Genomic DNA, 15,370 nt, shown 5'->3' with positions numbered 1-15,370 from the left:
CATCCATCACATGGGGGCCGGTACCGTTCGGGCTCGGTCCCAATCCTGGTCCCAACCGAGTTCGTGAAGAACGCGATCCAGAACCACTCCGGTAAACCCCCAGATCGTGACAGGCCCCGACGCCGAGGCTACGTCAAAGGCTGGTGATCTGTAGGTTTTCGGACCCCGGGTCACGGTGGCGTAATGCCGATTCTGCGGATCGATCAGGTCGCGCACCGGAACTCGGAAAACCTGCGACGACTCCGCGCTGTCCACTACCGCAACACGAGACGGGTCCTTCCACCAGCCCAGCACCGGCGTGACCATGAAATTACTGACGGGCAACGGTACCGGAGCCAGTTTCCCCAGAACCTCGACCCCGTCACGGTCGAGCCCCGTCTCCTCGACGGCTTCCCGCAGCGCCGCCTCAACGAACGAATCCTCTGCTTGAAGGTCTTCGGGGTCGACTTTCCCTCCGGGAAAGGCCGGTTGCCCGGCATGTTGGCGCAGGGAACCTGCCCGAACCACAATGAGGACATCGAGGTCGGCACCAACGCCGACGGAGGCGCCCGTGGTGGACGTTGCCGGCGCGTCGTCAAGCACGCCGAAAAGAATGAGGACGGCAGCATCCTTGGCAGTTTCGGGCTCCATGCCCCCGATTCGCCACGGTTCTCTGTCCTCCATGACGATTCCATGTCCTCGTACACCCAGACGCCGGAGGGCATCGAGAGCGGATTCCTGAGGCGAGCGGATAGGGTCATACCCCAAGGCTGTATCCTTCCTCACGCAGTTGGCGACGCGTCGCGCCTTCCAGGAACCGGCGATGAAGTTCTTCACGCCCGGGCGCAAATTCGTACTGGAGCAATTCCACCGCGGCGTCTTCGTCGGTTTCGCCCGAGCCGTAGGACGGGCAAAGGTCCGCGATCGGACACACACCGCAAGCTGGCACACGGGAGTGGCAGATGCGTCGACCGTGATAGATCAACCGGTGGGACAGCATTGTCCAGTCCCGCGGTTCAAATAATTCGGAAATATCGCGCTCAACCTTGGCCGGGTCCTTCTGATCGGTAAATCCAAGTCGGCGGGCCAGGCGCCCGAAGTGCGTGTCGACTGTCAGACCGGGAAGGCCAAAAGCATTGCCCATGACCACGAATGCAGTCTTCCGACCTACTCCGGCGAGTTTGGTGAGCTCATCAAGGGTTCCGGGGACTTCTCCGTCGTATTCGTCGACGATCTGTCCCGCAAGTTTGATGATCGAGCGTGCCTTGGCACGGTAGAAGCCCAATGGATGCACGATTTCCTCGATGGCTTCGTGGTCGGCCGCCGCGAGCGCTTGTGCATCCGGATATGCCGCGAACAGCTTCTGCGTCACCAGGTTGACCTTGATGTCGGTGGTTTGTGCGGACAGGACCGTCGCGACCACAAGTTCGAAGGCGTTCTCGAAGTCCAATTCGGCAACCGCGTACGGATACGTCTCCCCCAGGATCCGATTGATTTTTCGTGCTCTGCGCACCAATCCCAGCTGCGTCTCCTGTTTGCCGAGTCGACGACGTCGAGCCGCGCCTGCCCGCGCCTTGTCCTCAGGTACGTATCGAATTTCAAGGCTGGGACGGGACTGGTTGTGTGCAGTGGTCATATTGGTCAAGCCTACCCAGAGCAGTGAGGCTCGGCGAAGCGAGGCAACGGCCTAGAGGCCGGCTGATCAGGGGATTTTCCTGCCTGCGAAACGCCGCCGCCCCAGTGATCCCAGTCACGAGATCTCTATTACAGTGGTTGCAAGGAACTTTCGCGGTTTTCCTGACCGCTTCGACCAGAAAGGAAGAAAAGTGAGCGAGACTCCTCAGACTTTTCCGCCCAACCAGGACTTCGCCGCACAAGCAAATGCTGGGGCTGACCTCTATGACCAGGCTTCTTCGCAAGGCACCGATTTCTGGGCCGAGCAGGCGAAGCGGTTCCTGCATTGGGACAAAGAATTCACGCAGACCCTCGACTGGACCAACCCCCCATTCGCCAAGTGGTTCGGGGATGGCGAGCTCAACGCCGCATATAACGCAGTCGACCGGCACGTCGAGGCCGGGAACGGCGACCGTGTGGCGATTTTTTTCGAAGGTGAGCCGGGCGATAGCCGCACTTACACTTACCAAGATCTCAAAGACGAGGTCTCGCGGGCGGCCAACGCGTTCCAGGAACTCGGCATAGAGAAGGGGGACCGCGTCGCGGTCTACCTCCCGATGATTCCGGAGGCCGTCATCACGATGCTCGCGTGCGCACGCATCGGCGCGGTACATTCGGTGATCTTCGGAGGATTCTCGGCCGACGCAATTCGCTCGCGTGTTGAGGACGGTGAAGCAAAACTCGTGGTCACCGCGGACGGATCCTTCCGCCGAGGCCAGCCGACACAGCTCAAATCCACCGTGGACAAGGCCCTGACGAAGGGCGGAGGCAGCGTAGAGCATGTCCTCGTGGTCAAACGCAACGGCGCGGACGTCGACTGGTCCGACGGTCGTGACGTCTGGTGGCACGAGACGGTCGAGAAGGCTTCCTCAGAACACCAGCCGGTCCCAAATAACGCCGAGGATCCGCTCTTCATCCTCTACACCTCCGGTACGACCGGCAAGCCCAAGGGAATTCTGCATACCACTGGCGGATATTTGGCGCATGCCGCTTACACGCATTACAACGTATTCGACATCAAGCCGGAGACGGACGTGTACTGGTGCACCGCCGACGTCGGGTGGGTCACCGGGCACACCTACATCACCTACGGCCCGCTGCTCAACGGGTCGACCCAGGTCATTTACGAAGGGACCCCGAATTCTCCGCACCGTGGCCGTTTCTGGGAAATCGTCGACAAGTATGGGGTGACGATCATGTACACCTCCCCCACGGCGATCCGGACCATGATGAAGTGGGGCGAGGAAATTCCGGAACAGTACAAACTCGATTCATTGCGGCTCCTCGGAACCGTCGGCGAGGCCATCAACCCCGAGGCCTGGTTGTGGTTCCATCGCGTGATCGGCAAGGAACGTTGCCCGATCGTCGACACTTGGTGGCAGACCGAGACGGGAGGCATCATGATCTCTCAGCTTCCCGGCGTCACGGAAGCCAAGCCCGGTTCGGCTCAACGGCCGTTGCCTGGTGTGAGTGCCGAAGTTGTGGACGACTCCGGACAGAAGCTCGAGAACGGAAATTCGGGCCTGCTCGTCCTAACCGAACCCTGGCCGTCGATGTTGCGGACGATTTGGGGAGACGACCAACGATTCGTCGACACGTACTGGTCACGTTTCGACGAAAAAACCTACTTCGCCGGCGACGGCGCCAAACGTGACGAAGACGGCGACATCTGGGTTCTTGGCCGTGTGGACGATGTCATGAACGTTTCCGGTCATCGACTTTCGACACCGGAGATCGAGTCGGCACTTGTTTCTCATCATTCTGTTGCTGAGGCAGCAGTGGTCGGAGCCACCGACGAGACGACTGGACAAGCCGTGATCGCCTTTGTGATTCTCTCGGACGAAGCCGCCGCTGAGGGCCGCGATACCGAAGAGCTTGCAGCGGAGATCCGCGCTCACGTCGGCGAAGAGATTTCCCCTATCGCCAAGCCGAAGAAGGTACTGATTGTCCCCGAGTTGCCGAAGACCCGTTCGGGCAAGATCATGCGCCGGCTTCTGAAGGACGTGGCAGAAGACCGCCCGGTCGGAGACGTCTCGACGCTCGCAGATCAGACGGTCATGGACCAGATCACCCAGACGCTCAGCAAATAGAAGAGATTAGCTTCGATGCCAGGCGGCCGTGCCTCGTTCATGACGAGGCACGGCCGCCTGGCTGTGGGACGACGTGAAAGAATGACGGCATGAACAAACCGATCTTCGTGCTCAATGGCCCCAATCTGAATCTCCTTGGCGTACGCAAACCGGAGATCTATGGATCTACGACTCTTTCGGATATCGAGTCCACCGTTCGAAAGCGAGCGCAGGAGCTGGGCCTCGGGATCGAATTCATGCAGTCAAACCACGAGGGCACTCTGGTCGACGAGATTCAGCGGGCGCGCTCCGAGGCGGCCAGCATCATCATCAACCCGGCCGCATTCACGCATTACTCCGTCGCGATTCATGATGCCTTGGAAGCCGCAGAGCTCCCGGTCGTCGAGGTGCACCTTTCGAATGTTCACCGGCGAGAGGAATTCCGACACCGCTCCTTCGTCTCGTTACAGGCCGAGACCGTAATCGCTGGGGCCGGCGCATTCGGATACATCATGGCGCTGGAGTATCTGGCACAGCGTTAGCCTCGCAGGCTGCTCGCCACGCAACCACCCTGCCCTGAATCAGCCAGTCGTGCACTGCCCCGTCGGGACCGGTTCGGTCAGGGAATCAATGCTGTCCAGGACCGGAGCGAGTTCCGTCATGGAAAGCGCATAACCGGTTTCACCCTGCGTGGCCTTGGCGAAGATGACTCCGATGACCTGGCCCTGACTATTCAGAAGGGGCCCGCCTGAGTTGCCTTGCTCGACGTTGGCGGCCAGTTGATAAATCTCACGGGGCTTGCTGGTCGACCCGTCTTCGGCCGTCGTGGCGTTGTAGCCGAGGCCCTGGATCGAGGCGGAGCGCGACGTAAAAGGCCCTCCCAAGGGGTAACCCATGAAATTCGCCAGTTCCCCGGCCTGCCCGTTGTCTCCAGCCTTCAGGGGAGAAGCTTCGAGGCCGGGAACGTCAAGAACTGCCAGGTCGGTCGAAGCATCGTAGTAGACGGTTTTACCTTCGAAGCTCTGCCCCTGCCGGGTCTGAACCAGGGGGTTGCTCACGCCGGCGACGACGTGTGCGTTCGTGACGACTTTGTTCGGAGCGGCCACGAAGCCTGATCCGGACTGGTTCTGCGCACAAGCCTCGGCGGTCCCATTGATCTTGAGGACTGAATCCGATGCATTGCGCAAAGAATCGGTATCCGGCGTTTCTGACGGGGCAGCCTGCTGGGGGAAGAGTTGCTCGTCGAGACGAGGTATCCCGGACTGTTGCAGAACGGCGGCCCTTGCCTGCGCGATAGCCTGCTGAACTGGAGTGGGTGTCGCGGATTCCAGACCGGAGATCACCTTGGAATTACCGATCGTCGTGGTGATCGCCGAGACTCCCAGTTGGGCTGCGGAAAAGCTGAGTACAACAATCACCAATGCGCATGTCAGAACGTTGAGCAGGGCCCCGCCGATTCGATCGATGATGCCGAGGCCCGTTTTCTCGGTGAGCCTCCGCAGCGGACGGCCGATGGCCATTCCCAATGCCTGCCCGATGAGGATCAACAAGCCGATGCTGGCGATCGCGACGACGATCTTCCAACCTCCCTGGACGTGCTCCACCAACAACGGAGTCACGTAAAAAGCTGCAACTGCACCGAAGGCGAATCCGATCACGGACCCCAGAGTCATGAAGAAGCCGCGTGAATAGCCCGCGATGAAGTAGGCCAGCAGGATAAGGATGAGGATCCAGTCCAGAATCGTGAGGTCGGTCAGCATGATCACCAATCGTCGCGGTCACACCCCGAAAATCACGGCGGTCGGGGTGGCTCACAATGTTAGTCGCCGCTCCTGGAAAGAACCTAAGCCAATTCGACGTTCAGCAACCTTTATGCGAGGATATGGGCTCGTCTGTGGCGGATTCGACACACAACTTATACAGTGGATTTTGGATACGTTGAATTTGTCACACGAGTAGCCGACGTCGCGCCCATCCCGATTGAACATACGAGATGGAGTGGACGCGTGCGGCGGGCATTAAAGACCCGGATCAATGAGGAGAATTATGGATATCGAGGTTCTGCGCAGGGCGCCCCTTTTCGCAACACTGGATGATGAAGCTTTCGCCGCGCTAACCGAGGAATTGACCGAGGTGGACCTGTCCCGCGGTGCGACGTTGTTCTACGAGGGCGATCCGGGTGACCAGCTCTACTTCGTCGTCTCCGGCAAGATCAAATTGGGTCGCACGGCCTCCGACGGCCGCGAAAACCTGGTCGCGATCATGGGTCCGGGCGAGATTTTCGGCGAGATGGCTCTGTTCGATCCGGGCCCTCGCTCGACGTCGGCGACCGCAGTCTCCGAGTCCCGCTTGGCCGGTGTCAAGCACTCCAGCCTCAAGAAGGCCATGGACCGGAGCCCATCGATCTCAGGCCAGGTCCTGCAGGCACTCGCCCGTCGCCTCCGCCGCACCAACGAGAACCTTGCCGATCTGGTCTTCTCAGACGTCCCCGGCCGCGTCTCCAAGGCGCTCCTGGACCTTGCCGATCGATTCGGTCGTCCGGCGACTGACGGCATCCTGGTCGCTCACGAGCTCACGCAGGAAGAGCTCGCACAACTCGTCGGGGCTTCCCGCGAGACCGTCAACAAGGCCTTGGCCGAATTCGTGCAGCGCGGCTGGATCCGACTCGAAGCCCGCGCCGTCGTCATCCTCGACCTCCAGCGCCTGCGTCAGCGGAGCCGCTAGAGGTTCCACGGGACGTGCTTGAGCGTTCTGGTGCTGAAAGGGGGCCGGGTGTATATGCACCCGGCCCCTTTTTTATGCGGAAATGCGGACTACGAACCTTTTGCCCTGGTCTTGACGGCCTCTCGCGGTGGGGTGAAGGCCAACATGAGCTGTCCGTCCTTTTCTACGAGTTCCGGTTTCTTGACGTGGACCTGACGTTTCTTCGTCAGAAAGGCAATAGTCGTTTGGCAGGTCGCAACGGATTCGAGGACGGACAAAGTCCCCGGCGTCATCAACTCTTCAAGTGATTTTCCGCGGGTGTCCTCAAGATCGATCTCGTTCCCCAGCGCCGTCGACGTTTTGTCGGAGACCAATTCGCGTGCGGGGACCCAACGTCCCCACATGCCTTTCGACGCCAGAAGTTTCGGGCGTTGGCCCACGGGAACCACGGAAGCGAAGAAATGCGTGTCGAATCGCCGATGGGAGAAGTCAGGCGTCTGCCACCGTCCGAGGGGCTTCAGGAGATCCGTCCGGACTTTGAGTCCCCCGCGTTTGAGATAGGCGATGAAGCCCAGTTCGTGCCCAGCGATCGCTTCCCGCGAGGCCATCGTTTCGCTGGCTTCCGTATATTCGACGGTGTCTTGCTCATTCGGCCCGGCAAGCAGGACACCGACTTCCTCGAAGCTTTCGCGAATAGCCGTAACGACCGCGCTCCTGGCCTCGACAACGTCGTTGTGCCCCAGTTTCTGTGCCCACTGCGCGGGTGTCGGCCCGTACCATCCCACGGGATCGTGGTCCTCCGGCTCCACGGCACCGCCGGGGAAACAGATACGACCCAGAGGGGACGCCGGTGTCGTCCTGTAGGTGAGAAACGTCTCAAGCCCGTCTTTTCCCTCGCGGATATAGACGACCGACGCAGCCGTTTTCGCCTGGCAGCAAGCAGACCTGTCTTCTTCCGCCATCCACGCTCGCGCGGCGGTGGCCTCACGCGAGGTCAGCGGAAAATAATAGTCACCGGCGGGCTTCGGACAGGATGCTGGGCCGGTTTTCGCGGTTACCCGGTTGACGGGCAGTGCGAGAGGATTAGGCAAATTCAACGATGAGTTCCACTTCAACGGGTACGTCGAGAGGAAGGACGGCGACGCCGACAGCTGACCGGGCGTGAACCCCGGCCTCCCCGAAGGCCTTACCATACAACTCCGACGCGCCATTGAGAACCTGAGCCTGGCCCGTGAATTCCGGAACGGAACTGACGAAACCGGTGACCTTGACGATCCGGCGCACTCGGTCGAGATCACCGATCGCAGACTTCACCGCGGCCAGGGTGTTGAGGGCGCACACTCGAGCTTGGTCCTGAGCGTCTTCAATGCCGACCGTTCCCGGCTCGCCGCCGTCGGAGACCTTGCCCTTGAACGCGAATTCGCCGTTCTGGACCGGGATCTGGCCGGAAGTGTAGACGTAGTTCCCCGACACCACCGCGGGCACATAGGAAGCTACGGGGACGGCAACGTCCGGAACCACAAGCCCTTCGGCTGCCAATCGTTCCTCAACCTTCGACGTAGCCATAGTCTTAGCCTTCCTTGGGGCGCTTGAAGTAGGCGATGGGGTTCGCCTGTGTCGGCGCGACCATATTGCCCGAGGGAGCATCGCCTGCCGGCGCAGCCCCCGGGAGGACCGTAACGAGTTCCCATCCGTCCTGACCCCAATTATCGAGGATCTGCTTGGTTGCGTGGATCATGAGCGGCACTGTCGCGTATTCCCATTGAGTCATGGTCCCAGCCTATCCACCCCCGCAACGCCGCGCTATTCCTGAGCGTCCGCGTTCCTGAAAGGCATATTGCCCGGCCCGACACAAAGTGGACTTTGGGTGCTCTCCCAGCGCTCATTCAGCGCAGTCTTGGACACGGAGTGATTTGTCCCCAGAGGGGGCCCAGAGGCGTACGTTTTCCTATATCGACTTGTATGCTGTTGGAATGGCTTCACCCAAGAAATCCGCTCGGCAGCGTGACCGACGAACTCCGAGCGACTTCATTCAGTTCCTTGCCCTCAGTATTGTTGCGGGGTTCGTGACCGCTGGCCTCCTCATTCCGCCGGCGGCCACAGCCGGTTTGACCGCGAGCGCCTCGATCAACTGGTTCAAAGGGCTCCCTGATGATCTCTCCGCTGGCCCTCTGTCGAAACCGTCGACGGTTCTGACGAGTGACGGGCAGAAGATCGCGACGTTCTATTCAGAGAATCGCAGCGAGGTCCCTCTGGACCAGATCTCCGACAACATGGTCAACGCCCAGCTGTCCATCGAGGATGACAGCTTCTACGACCACGGAGGTGTGGACGCGTTCGGTATCGGACGTGCCCTGTTGAACAACATCGTCCACCCTGGCTCGCGTCAGGGCGCTTCCACGATCACCCAGCAATACGTGAATAACCTGCTGATTGATCAGGCGACCCAGAGCGGTGAGGACGCCACCACGACCATGGGTGCCAACAAGGGCATGCTGGACAAGATCAAGGAAATGAAGCTCTCCATCTCGATGGAGCAGAACAAGTCGAAGGACGATATCCTCAACGGCTATCTGAACCTCGTCAATTACGGCGGAAGCAATTACGGTGTCCAGGCGGCCGCGAAGTACTACTGGGGCATCGACGCGAAGGACCTCAACGTCCAGCAATCAGCGTTGTTGGCCGGAATGGTTCAGTCCCCTGCTTATTACGATCCTCAAGCCAATCCCAAGGCCGCCACGGATCGGCGCAATACCGTGCTGCACACTATGCTCCAGCACGGAAAGATTTCGCAGGACCAATACGATCAGGCCAAGGACGCACCACTGGACTTGGACATTCACACCACGGAGTCGGGCTGTGAAGCCGCAACCGACGCCCCGTACTTCTGTGATTACGTCCGCAATGAGTTCCTGCAGGACAAGCGGTTCGGGGACAACAGTGACGAACGTCGGGCATTGTTGACGCGTGGTGGTTTGACCATCAAGACGACCTTGAAGAGCAAGGACCAGAAGACTGCCCAGGACCAGGTGAACCAGACCCAGCCGACTGACGACAACCCTGATTCTGTGAGCACCTCGCTCGTCTCGGTTCAGCCGGGTACGGGGAACATCCTTTCGATGGCCCAGAACTCCAACTACAACAATGGCAAGGGAGTCGGGAACACGGTGTACAACTACAACGTGGACTCTGCCATGGGCGGCACACCAGGGTTCCAGCCCGGTTCGACTTTCAAGGCCTTCTCCCTGACCGAGTGGATCAAGGAAGGCAACGGCGTGAACTCGACGATTGACGCTTCCAAGTTGAGCTATCCAGCGGGAACCAAATGGAGAGCCAGCTGCAAACCCGGCGGTTCGGTGGAGAACCCCGGCGCCAATGGGGCTTGGTCGTTCCAAAACGCTGAGGAAGGCTACAACAAGCCTATGACGGTCAATGAGGGCCTCTACAACTCGATCAACTCGGCCCTCTACGCGATGGACAACTATCTGGATCTCTGCAATATCGGCAAGACCGCTCAGGACCTTGGCGTGGTCAAGGGGGACGGTTCCGGAGACCAAATCCAAACGCAGGATTCCCTGGCCTCGCTCATTGGTACGGAAAACGTTGCTCCCATGGCTATGGCCAATGCTTTCGCGACCTACGCCTCGGAAGGCAAGTACTGCTCACCGCGTTCGATTGAGAGCATTACCGACCGCAAGGGCCAGGCCATGGACGTGTCTCCGGTTTCGTGCAACCAAGCCATCGACCCTGACGTCGCCCGAGGTGTGAGCTTCGTTTTGAAGAACGTCTTGACCAAGGGCTCTGCCTACCAACGAGGGATCGGCTTGGAGAACGCTTCGGCAGCCAAGACGGGTACCACGGACGATTCCACCCAAACCTGGACCGTGGGTTACACCCGCGGCGTCGCGACGGCATCGTGGGTCGGCAACGTGGACCTCGGTTCGCGGTCCCTCAATGGGCTTCGGATCGGAGGTCAGACCAAGGATTACGTGGATGGTGCGACGTACGCGGGCCGACAGTGGCAGGACTACATGAAGGCCGTATCTCGCGACTACAACACGGACCCCTTCACCAATCCTTCGGACCAGGTCCAGAGTGACGACATCAAGTCACAGAAGGCGGAGTAGCCAACGGTGAACCGATTTCGCCTTTCGGCGGCCTCCGGCACAGCTTCGATCCTCCCCACGGCCTTCAGGAGCGCGGGAATCGGGGTCGCGACGGGGGCCGCCGTCGTTGCGTACGGCCATTGTGTCGAATTGAACCGATTCCAGGTCAGGGAGGAAACCTTGCGGGTGCTCCCTGCCGGTGCCCCATCCCTCCGGGTTCTGCATATATCGGATATGCACATGATTCCGGGACAGCGGCGAAAGACCGAGTTCGTACACTCCCTGGCCGACTTGGATCCCGACCTGGTCATCAATACGGGAGACAATCTCAGCCATCTCGACGGCCTGCCACCGTTGTTGACTGCATTGGATCCGCTGTTGGAGTTCCCGGGAGTCTACGTACCCGGTTCCAACTGCTATTTCGCTCCCCGGCTCAAGAATCCCGCCCGCTACCTGTGGAAGCACACAGGAGATGAAAAGCGGGATGAGCGTGCTCCGGATGTCCTGCCATTTGCGCAGATGCACCAGGCCTTTGACGACCGCGGCTGGGTAGGTCTGATCAACCGGGCTCGCAGTCTTCGCATCCAGGGAGTTCGCCTGGATTTTTCCGGCGTCGACGACCCTCATTTGGGTTACGACAGTCATCCGGGCTTCGTTCACCCTGATGGAGCACGCGAGGAACCCTCGTTACGCATTGGGGTGATGCACGCCCCCTATATGCGCACGATTCGTCGTTTTGTCGATGACGGCGCGGAGCTCATGGTGGCTGGCCACACCCATGGGGGCCAGATCTGTCTTCCAGGGGGCCGTGCCATCGTCTCCAACTGTGATCTCGATCCTTCGCGAGCCAAAGGAATCTCTTACGAGGAGGGCGTCCCCCTCGAAGTCACGGCGGGTCTCGGTACCTCGAGATACGCGGCCGTCCGGTTGTTCTGCCCTCCGGAAGCAGTGCTGCTTCATCTGACCGCCCGACCGGCCTAGCAGCGACCCCTCGACTCCGGGTTCCCCCGAGGCGAAACCAGGTCTGACTGGCAAAAACGAAGAGTATCGTTTGCTTCGTGCAGCGTAGTCAGAGCCCGGAAGCCCAACAGTTGTTGTCCGGGTACATCGAACCTATTCGCACCAAGCTCGTCCTGGGCATCATTTCTGCCGTGGCGGCAACTTTGATGGGGCTGGCGATTCCTCAAGCGCTCCGCTTCGTGGTCGATGCGATCCAGAACCACAGCTCCGGTGCGGCCTCGGTGTGGGGCGGTGGAGCACTCGTCGCCGCCCTAGGCTTCTTGCAAGTCGTGTTCATCTGGCTGCGTCGCTACCTCATCATGGACCAAGCACTCCACATGGAGATGCGCATGCGCGAGGCGCTCTTCGAGAAGCTTGCCCGCCTCCCAGTCTCTTTTCACGATCAGTGGTCTTCCGGCCAGCTGCTCTCCCGGTCGACGTCGGATCTCGGCCTCATTCGTCGCTGGTTCAGTTTCGGAATCCCCAATCTGACGTTGATCGTGGTCACCGTCGTCGTCGGCGTCGGGCTCATGGCGTTCGACGCCTGGCCGCTCGCGCTCATCTATCTGCTTTGCGTCATTCCTGTCCTCGTGATCATCGCTCGGGCCATGAAACGTGTCCGAGCACTGACTCGAGAAGTCCAGCAGAGGGCAGGGGACCTCGCAACGTCCGTCGAGGAATCCGTGCACGGCATCCGGGTCCTCAAGGCACATGGAAGAGGCGAGCACTCCCTTGAGGAATTCTCCGATCAGGCGCAGGGACTGCGTCTCACGGAGATCTCCCGGACCAAAGCAATGGCGTCCCTCTCCGCCCGGACATGGCTCGTTCCCGAAATCATGATGGCAATATCCCTGCTTGTCGCAGGGTGGATCTACATGAACGGTCTGCTGAGCGTGGGTGACGCGGTGGCTTTCCTCGGGACGGCGGTCATCGTGACAGGACGCTTGCGCAGCGCAGGCATGATCATCAATCTCTATGAGGCCTCCCATGTTGCGGCGGAGCGACACCGACAGGTCATGGCCCAGTCGGATGAAGAGTCCGTTCCAGTTCTCGGCGTCACTCACCCGGCTGCGGGCTGGAATCCTGATGACCTGGATGCTATCCCTCCGCCCGCCGCATCCCTGGCGTTCGACGGAGTGAGCTTCGCCTACCCGAAAGACTCCGGAGGGGGCCGCATCCCGTTCGACGCGTCCGGGGCAGGTACGGCGAACGAGATCCCGGCACCGGAGAGGGCAACGATGGTTCTCGACGACGTCTCCTTCGACGTACGCCCAGGAGAAACCGTCGCTCTGGTCGGAACCACCGGTTCAGGAAAATCCACGATTCTGTCCCTCGTGGATCGTCTCTACTCCCCCTCGACAGGACGAATACTGGTGGACGGCATGGACGCGGCGGACTTGGCTCTCGATGAGCTCCGTTCACAAATCGCCATCGCTTTCGAAGAACCCACGCTGTTCTCGACGAGCATTCGGGAGAACGTCCTCTTCGGCCTGCCTGAGCCTGTGGGCCGTGACCTGGAGCCCATCGATTGGGAAGACCTCGACGAATCCCATCGAACCAACCGTCAGAAAATCCTGTCCGAAGCCCTCCACGTCGCGGACGCCGCATTTGCACTGACCCTTCCGAACGGCGTCGAGACCCAGATCGGGGAAGAAGGTCTGAGCCTCTCCGGCGGGCAACGTCAGCGCATCGCCCTGGCCCGGGCGATCGCGGCCCACCCGAGGATCCTGCTGTTGGACGACCCGTTGTCGGCTCTGGACACCAAAACCGAGGAGACGGTCGTGAGACGACTGCGTGAGACGTTGACGAATACGACCACGCTTCTCACGGCGCATCGCCCCTCCACCGTGGCGTTGGCGGACAGGGTCGCGCTCTTGAACGAGGGCAAGATCATCGCTTACGGGACGCACCGAGAGCTCATGTCGCGGGCCGAGTACCGACACGTCATGACGGCAGAAGACACCCTCGAGGAGGGCTACCGTGAGTGAACGACGCACCGCAGGTTTAGGTGTCCGCAATGAGGACAAAATCAATCTAACCAAGAGCGAGAGCAAGGCCGTTCGCAAACGCTCCTTCCAACTGCTGGCCTCCCTGGTCAAGCCGGTTCTCTGGCCGGCTGTAGGGACGTTGGCCTTGGTCATCGTGTCCGAGGGCTTGGGCGCATTGGGCCCCGCGCTGACCGGCTGGGGCATCGACATCGGATTGCCTCAACTGAAGCAAGGCCATCCGGCAGCGCTGATTGCGATAGTCGTCGCATATATTGTTTCGGCGGTGATATCTGCCCTGACGGTCTATCTGAACGAGACGATCACCGCCAAAATCTCTCAATCGATCCTGTACCGGATCCGGCGTAGAACTTTTGCGCACGTCCAACGGCTCAGTCTGGATTTCCACGAGAAGTACACCTCGGGCCGCGTCATTTCTCGCCTCACCTCGGATTTGGAGACGATGCGTGAATTCCTGGATTCGGGGCTCTCGCAGATCGCCTCCTCGTTGTTGTCGATGGTCATGATGGCCGTCATCGTGATCGCCCTCGACTGGCACACCGCTATTGTGATCGGAATCGCGCTGATACCGATGATCTCGCTGACGGTCTGGTTCAGAAAGAGATCCGAGGTCCAGTACAGAGCCCAACGCATCTCATCGGCCCAACTGATCGGCAACTTCACGGAAACCATGACGGGTATTCGCGCCGTCATGTCCTTCCGCCGCCAGCCGAGTGCGCGCCGTTCCTACATGAAATTCGCTGATCGATACCGGCAACAGAACCTCAGATCGGTCCGCCTCTTCGGCATATACATGCCGGGAGTCATGCTGCTATCCAACCTCACGGTGGCTGTGGTTCTGGTCGTCGGAGGCTACAACGTTCTGCACGGTGTTATCGCGGTCGGGGCCCTCTTGTCCTTGGTGCTCTATACGCAACGAATTTTCGACCCGCTGATGGATCTCTCGAGCTTCTACAACACTCTCCAGTCCGCTACCGCTGCACTCGAAAAGGTCTCCGGCCTTCTGGAAGAGCGTCCCAGCGTGGCAGACCCTGACCGGCCGCGCACTCCGGGAGGCACCTCAGAGATTCGTGGCAGATTACAATTCGACCAGGTCACGTTCAGTTATCGCGAAGAGGCCACCAACCCGGTCCTGCCCACCCTCGATTTGAGCATTCCGGCTGGCCAGAAAGTTGCCCTCGTCGGCCAGACGGGCGCAGGCAAGTCCACCATCGCAAAACTGATTGCCCGGTTTTATGACGTCAGCTCGGGGAGGATTCTTTTGGACGGCGTAGACCTGCGGGACCTGCGAGATACCGATCTTCGTCAAGAGGTTGTCATGGTCACGCAGGAGTCCTACCTCTTCTCGGGTTCGGTGGCCGACAACATCGCCTTGGGACGCCCCGGCGCGACCCGCTCGGAGGTTATTCGGGCGGCTCAACAAGTGGGCGCGGACGAGTTCATCCGCAAACTGCCCGAAGGGTATGATACGGATCTCAATAAACGCGGCGGACGGGTTTCGGCAGGTCAACGGCAGTTGCTGTCATTCGCCCGCGCTTTCTTGGCGGACCCGGCCGTCCTGATTCTTGACGAGGCGACCGCGTCCCTGGATCTGCCTTCCGAGAGGCTCGTCCAGCGCGGTCTGTCTGAGTTGTTGGGCGGCCGAACCGCCGTCGTCATCGCCCATCGTCTGTCGACCATCTTGGATTCGGAGCGCGTGCTGGTCGTCTCCGACGGTCGCGTGGTCGAGGACGGATCTCCTCAGGCCTTGATCGATGCGGGCGGACGATTCTCGGAGCTGCATGAGGCATGGCTATCCTCCGTGGAACGGTGATTGTCAGCCTTCTAGGATGGA

13 protein-coding genes are annotated in these 15,370 nt (G+C 60.3%); 7 read left to right on the top strand and 6 right to left on the bottom strand.

Annotation, left to right across the window (positions count from 1 at the left end; all coding sequences use genetic code 11):
* Positions 1-6: 6 nt before the first annotated feature.
* Both EWR20_RS03590 and nth read right to left on the bottom strand, forming a co-directional pair.
* Complete coding sequence (locus EWR20_RS03590; RefSeq protein WP_371811920.1) at positions 7-747, bottom strand: NUDIX hydrolase; 741 nt, start codon at positions 745-747, stop codon at positions 7-9.
* Complete coding sequence (nth, locus tag EWR20_RS03585) at positions 737-1,615, bottom strand: endonuclease III (RefSeq protein WP_129359059.1); 879 nt, start codon at positions 1,613-1,615, stop codon at positions 737-739. Before nth ends, EWR20_RS03590 begins: the two co-directional genes overlap by 11 nt.
* A gap of 190 nt (positions 1,616-1,805) precedes the next feature.
* Here nth and acs point away from each other — a divergent pair, with 190 nt between their 5' ends.
* Both acs and aroQ read left to right on the top strand, forming a co-directional pair.
* Positions 1,806-3,743: an acetate--CoA ligase gene (gene acs / locus EWR20_RS03580; protein ID WP_129359057.1), complete on the top strand. Its 1,938-nt coding sequence runs from the start codon at positions 1,806-1,808 to the stop codon at positions 3,741-3,743.
* An 89-nt stretch (positions 3,744-3,832) separates the two neighbouring features.
* Positions 3,833-4,264 (top strand): type II 3-dehydroquinate dehydratase, encoded by a 432-nt coding sequence (gene aroQ, locus EWR20_RS03575; RefSeq protein WP_129359054.1) that lies wholly within the window; start codon positions 3,833-3,835, stop codon positions 4,262-4,264.
* A gap of 39 nt (positions 4,265-4,303) precedes the next feature.
* Here aroQ and EWR20_RS03570 read toward each other — a convergent pair whose 3' ends face one another.
* On the bottom strand, positions 4,304-5,482 hold the full coding sequence (locus EWR20_RS03570) for a MarP family serine protease (RefSeq protein ID WP_129359052.1): 1,179 nt from the start codon (positions 5,480-5,482) through the stop codon (positions 4,304-4,306).
* Positions 5,483-5,768: 286 nt separating this feature from the next.
* Here EWR20_RS03570 and EWR20_RS03565 point away from each other — a divergent pair, with 286 nt between their 5' ends.
* Positions 5,769-6,446, top strand: coding sequence for a Crp/Fnr family transcriptional regulator (locus EWR20_RS03565; protein ID WP_129359050.1), 678 nt, complete (start codon positions 5,769-5,771; stop codon positions 6,444-6,446).
* Positions 6,447-6,535: 89 nt separating this feature from the next.
* On the opposite strand, the gene EWR20_RS03560 is transcribed toward EWR20_RS03565, so the two are convergent.
* From EWR20_RS03560 to EWR20_RS03550, 3 genes are read right to left on the bottom strand one after another with little or no spacing between them, the layout of a single operon-like run.
* The gene (locus tag EWR20_RS03560; RefSeq protein WP_238147541.1) at positions 6,536-7,522 is read right to left on the bottom strand and encodes an NUDIX hydrolase; all 987 of its coding nucleotides are present in this window, start codon (positions 7,520-7,522) and stop codon (positions 6,536-6,538) included.
* Complete coding sequence (locus EWR20_RS03555; protein WP_129359048.1) at positions 7,509-7,991, bottom strand: RidA family protein; 483 nt, start codon at positions 7,989-7,991, stop codon at positions 7,509-7,511. The genes EWR20_RS03560 and EWR20_RS03555 overlap by 14 nt, the downstream gene beginning before the upstream one ends.
* Before the next feature lie 4 nt (positions 7,992-7,995).
* Entirely contained in the window at positions 7,996-8,196 is a 201-nt protein-coding gene (locus EWR20_RS03550) for a hypothetical protein (RefSeq protein ID WP_129359046.1), read from the bottom strand.
* 202 nt (positions 8,197-8,398) lie between these two features.
* On the opposite strand from EWR20_RS03550, the gene EWR20_RS03545 reads away from it, so the two are divergent.
* The 4 genes from EWR20_RS03545 (at position 8,399) to EWR20_RS03530 (ending at position 15,349) form a co-directional block, all read left to right on the top strand.
* The gene (locus tag EWR20_RS03545) at positions 8,399-10,552 is read left to right on the top strand and encodes a transglycosylase domain-containing protein (protein WP_129359044.1); all 2,154 of its coding nucleotides are present in this window, start codon (positions 8,399-8,401) and stop codon (positions 10,550-10,552) included.
* 6 nt (positions 10,553-10,558) lie between these two features.
* Entirely contained in the window at positions 10,559-11,512 is a 954-nt protein-coding gene (locus tag EWR20_RS03540; RefSeq protein ID WP_129359042.1) for a metallophosphoesterase, read from the top strand.
* Between the two features lie 77 nt (positions 11,513-11,589).
* Positions 11,590-13,518 carry an ABC transporter ATP-binding protein gene (locus tag EWR20_RS03535; RefSeq protein WP_129359040.1) on the top strand — a complete coding sequence of 643 codons (1,929 nt, stop codon included), beginning with the start codon at positions 11,590-11,592 and terminating at the stop codon, positions 13,516-13,518.
* Positions 13,511-15,349 (top strand): ABC transporter ATP-binding protein, encoded by a 1,839-nt coding sequence (locus EWR20_RS03530; RefSeq protein WP_129359038.1) that lies wholly within the window; start codon positions 13,511-13,513, stop codon positions 15,347-15,349. The genes EWR20_RS03535 and EWR20_RS03530 overlap by 8 nt, the downstream gene beginning before the upstream one ends.
* Positions 15,350-15,370: the final 21 nt, after the last annotated feature.

It is taken from the genome of Rothia uropygioeca, assembly GCF_004136585.1.
Lineage (GTDB): Bacteria > Actinomycetota > Actinomycetes > Actinomycetales > Micrococcaceae > Rothia.
This window is presented reverse-complemented; position numbering and strand designations above follow the sequence as displayed.

Bases quoted from the DNA above. Each gene is read 5' to 3' on its own strand.
- EWR20_RS03550 (WP_129359046.1), bottom strand. From the start codon at position 8,196: ATGACTCAATGGGAATACGCGACAGTGCCGCTCATGATCCACGCAACC.
- EWR20_RS03565 (WP_129359050.1), top strand. From the start codon at position 5,769: ATGGATATCGAGGTTCTGCGCAGGGCGCCCCTTTTCGCAACACTGGAT.
- EWR20_RS03570 (WP_129359052.1), bottom strand. From the start codon at position 5,482: ATGCTGACCGACCTCACGATTCTGGACTGGATCCTCATCCTTATCCTG.
- nth (WP_129359059.1), bottom strand. From the start codon at position 1,615: ATGACCACTGCACACAACCAGTCCCGTCCCAGCCTTGAAATTCGATAC.
- aroQ (WP_129359054.1), top strand. From the start codon at position 3,833: ATGAACAAACCGATCTTCGTGCTCAATGGCCCCAATCTGAATCTCCTT.
- EWR20_RS03545 (WP_129359044.1), top strand. From the start codon at position 8,399: ATGGCTTCACCCAAGAAATCCGCTCGGCAGCGTGACCGACGAACTCCG.
- EWR20_RS03555 (WP_129359048.1), bottom strand. From the start codon at position 7,991: ATGGCTACGTCGAAGGTTGAGGAACGATTGGCAGCCGAAGGGCTTGTG.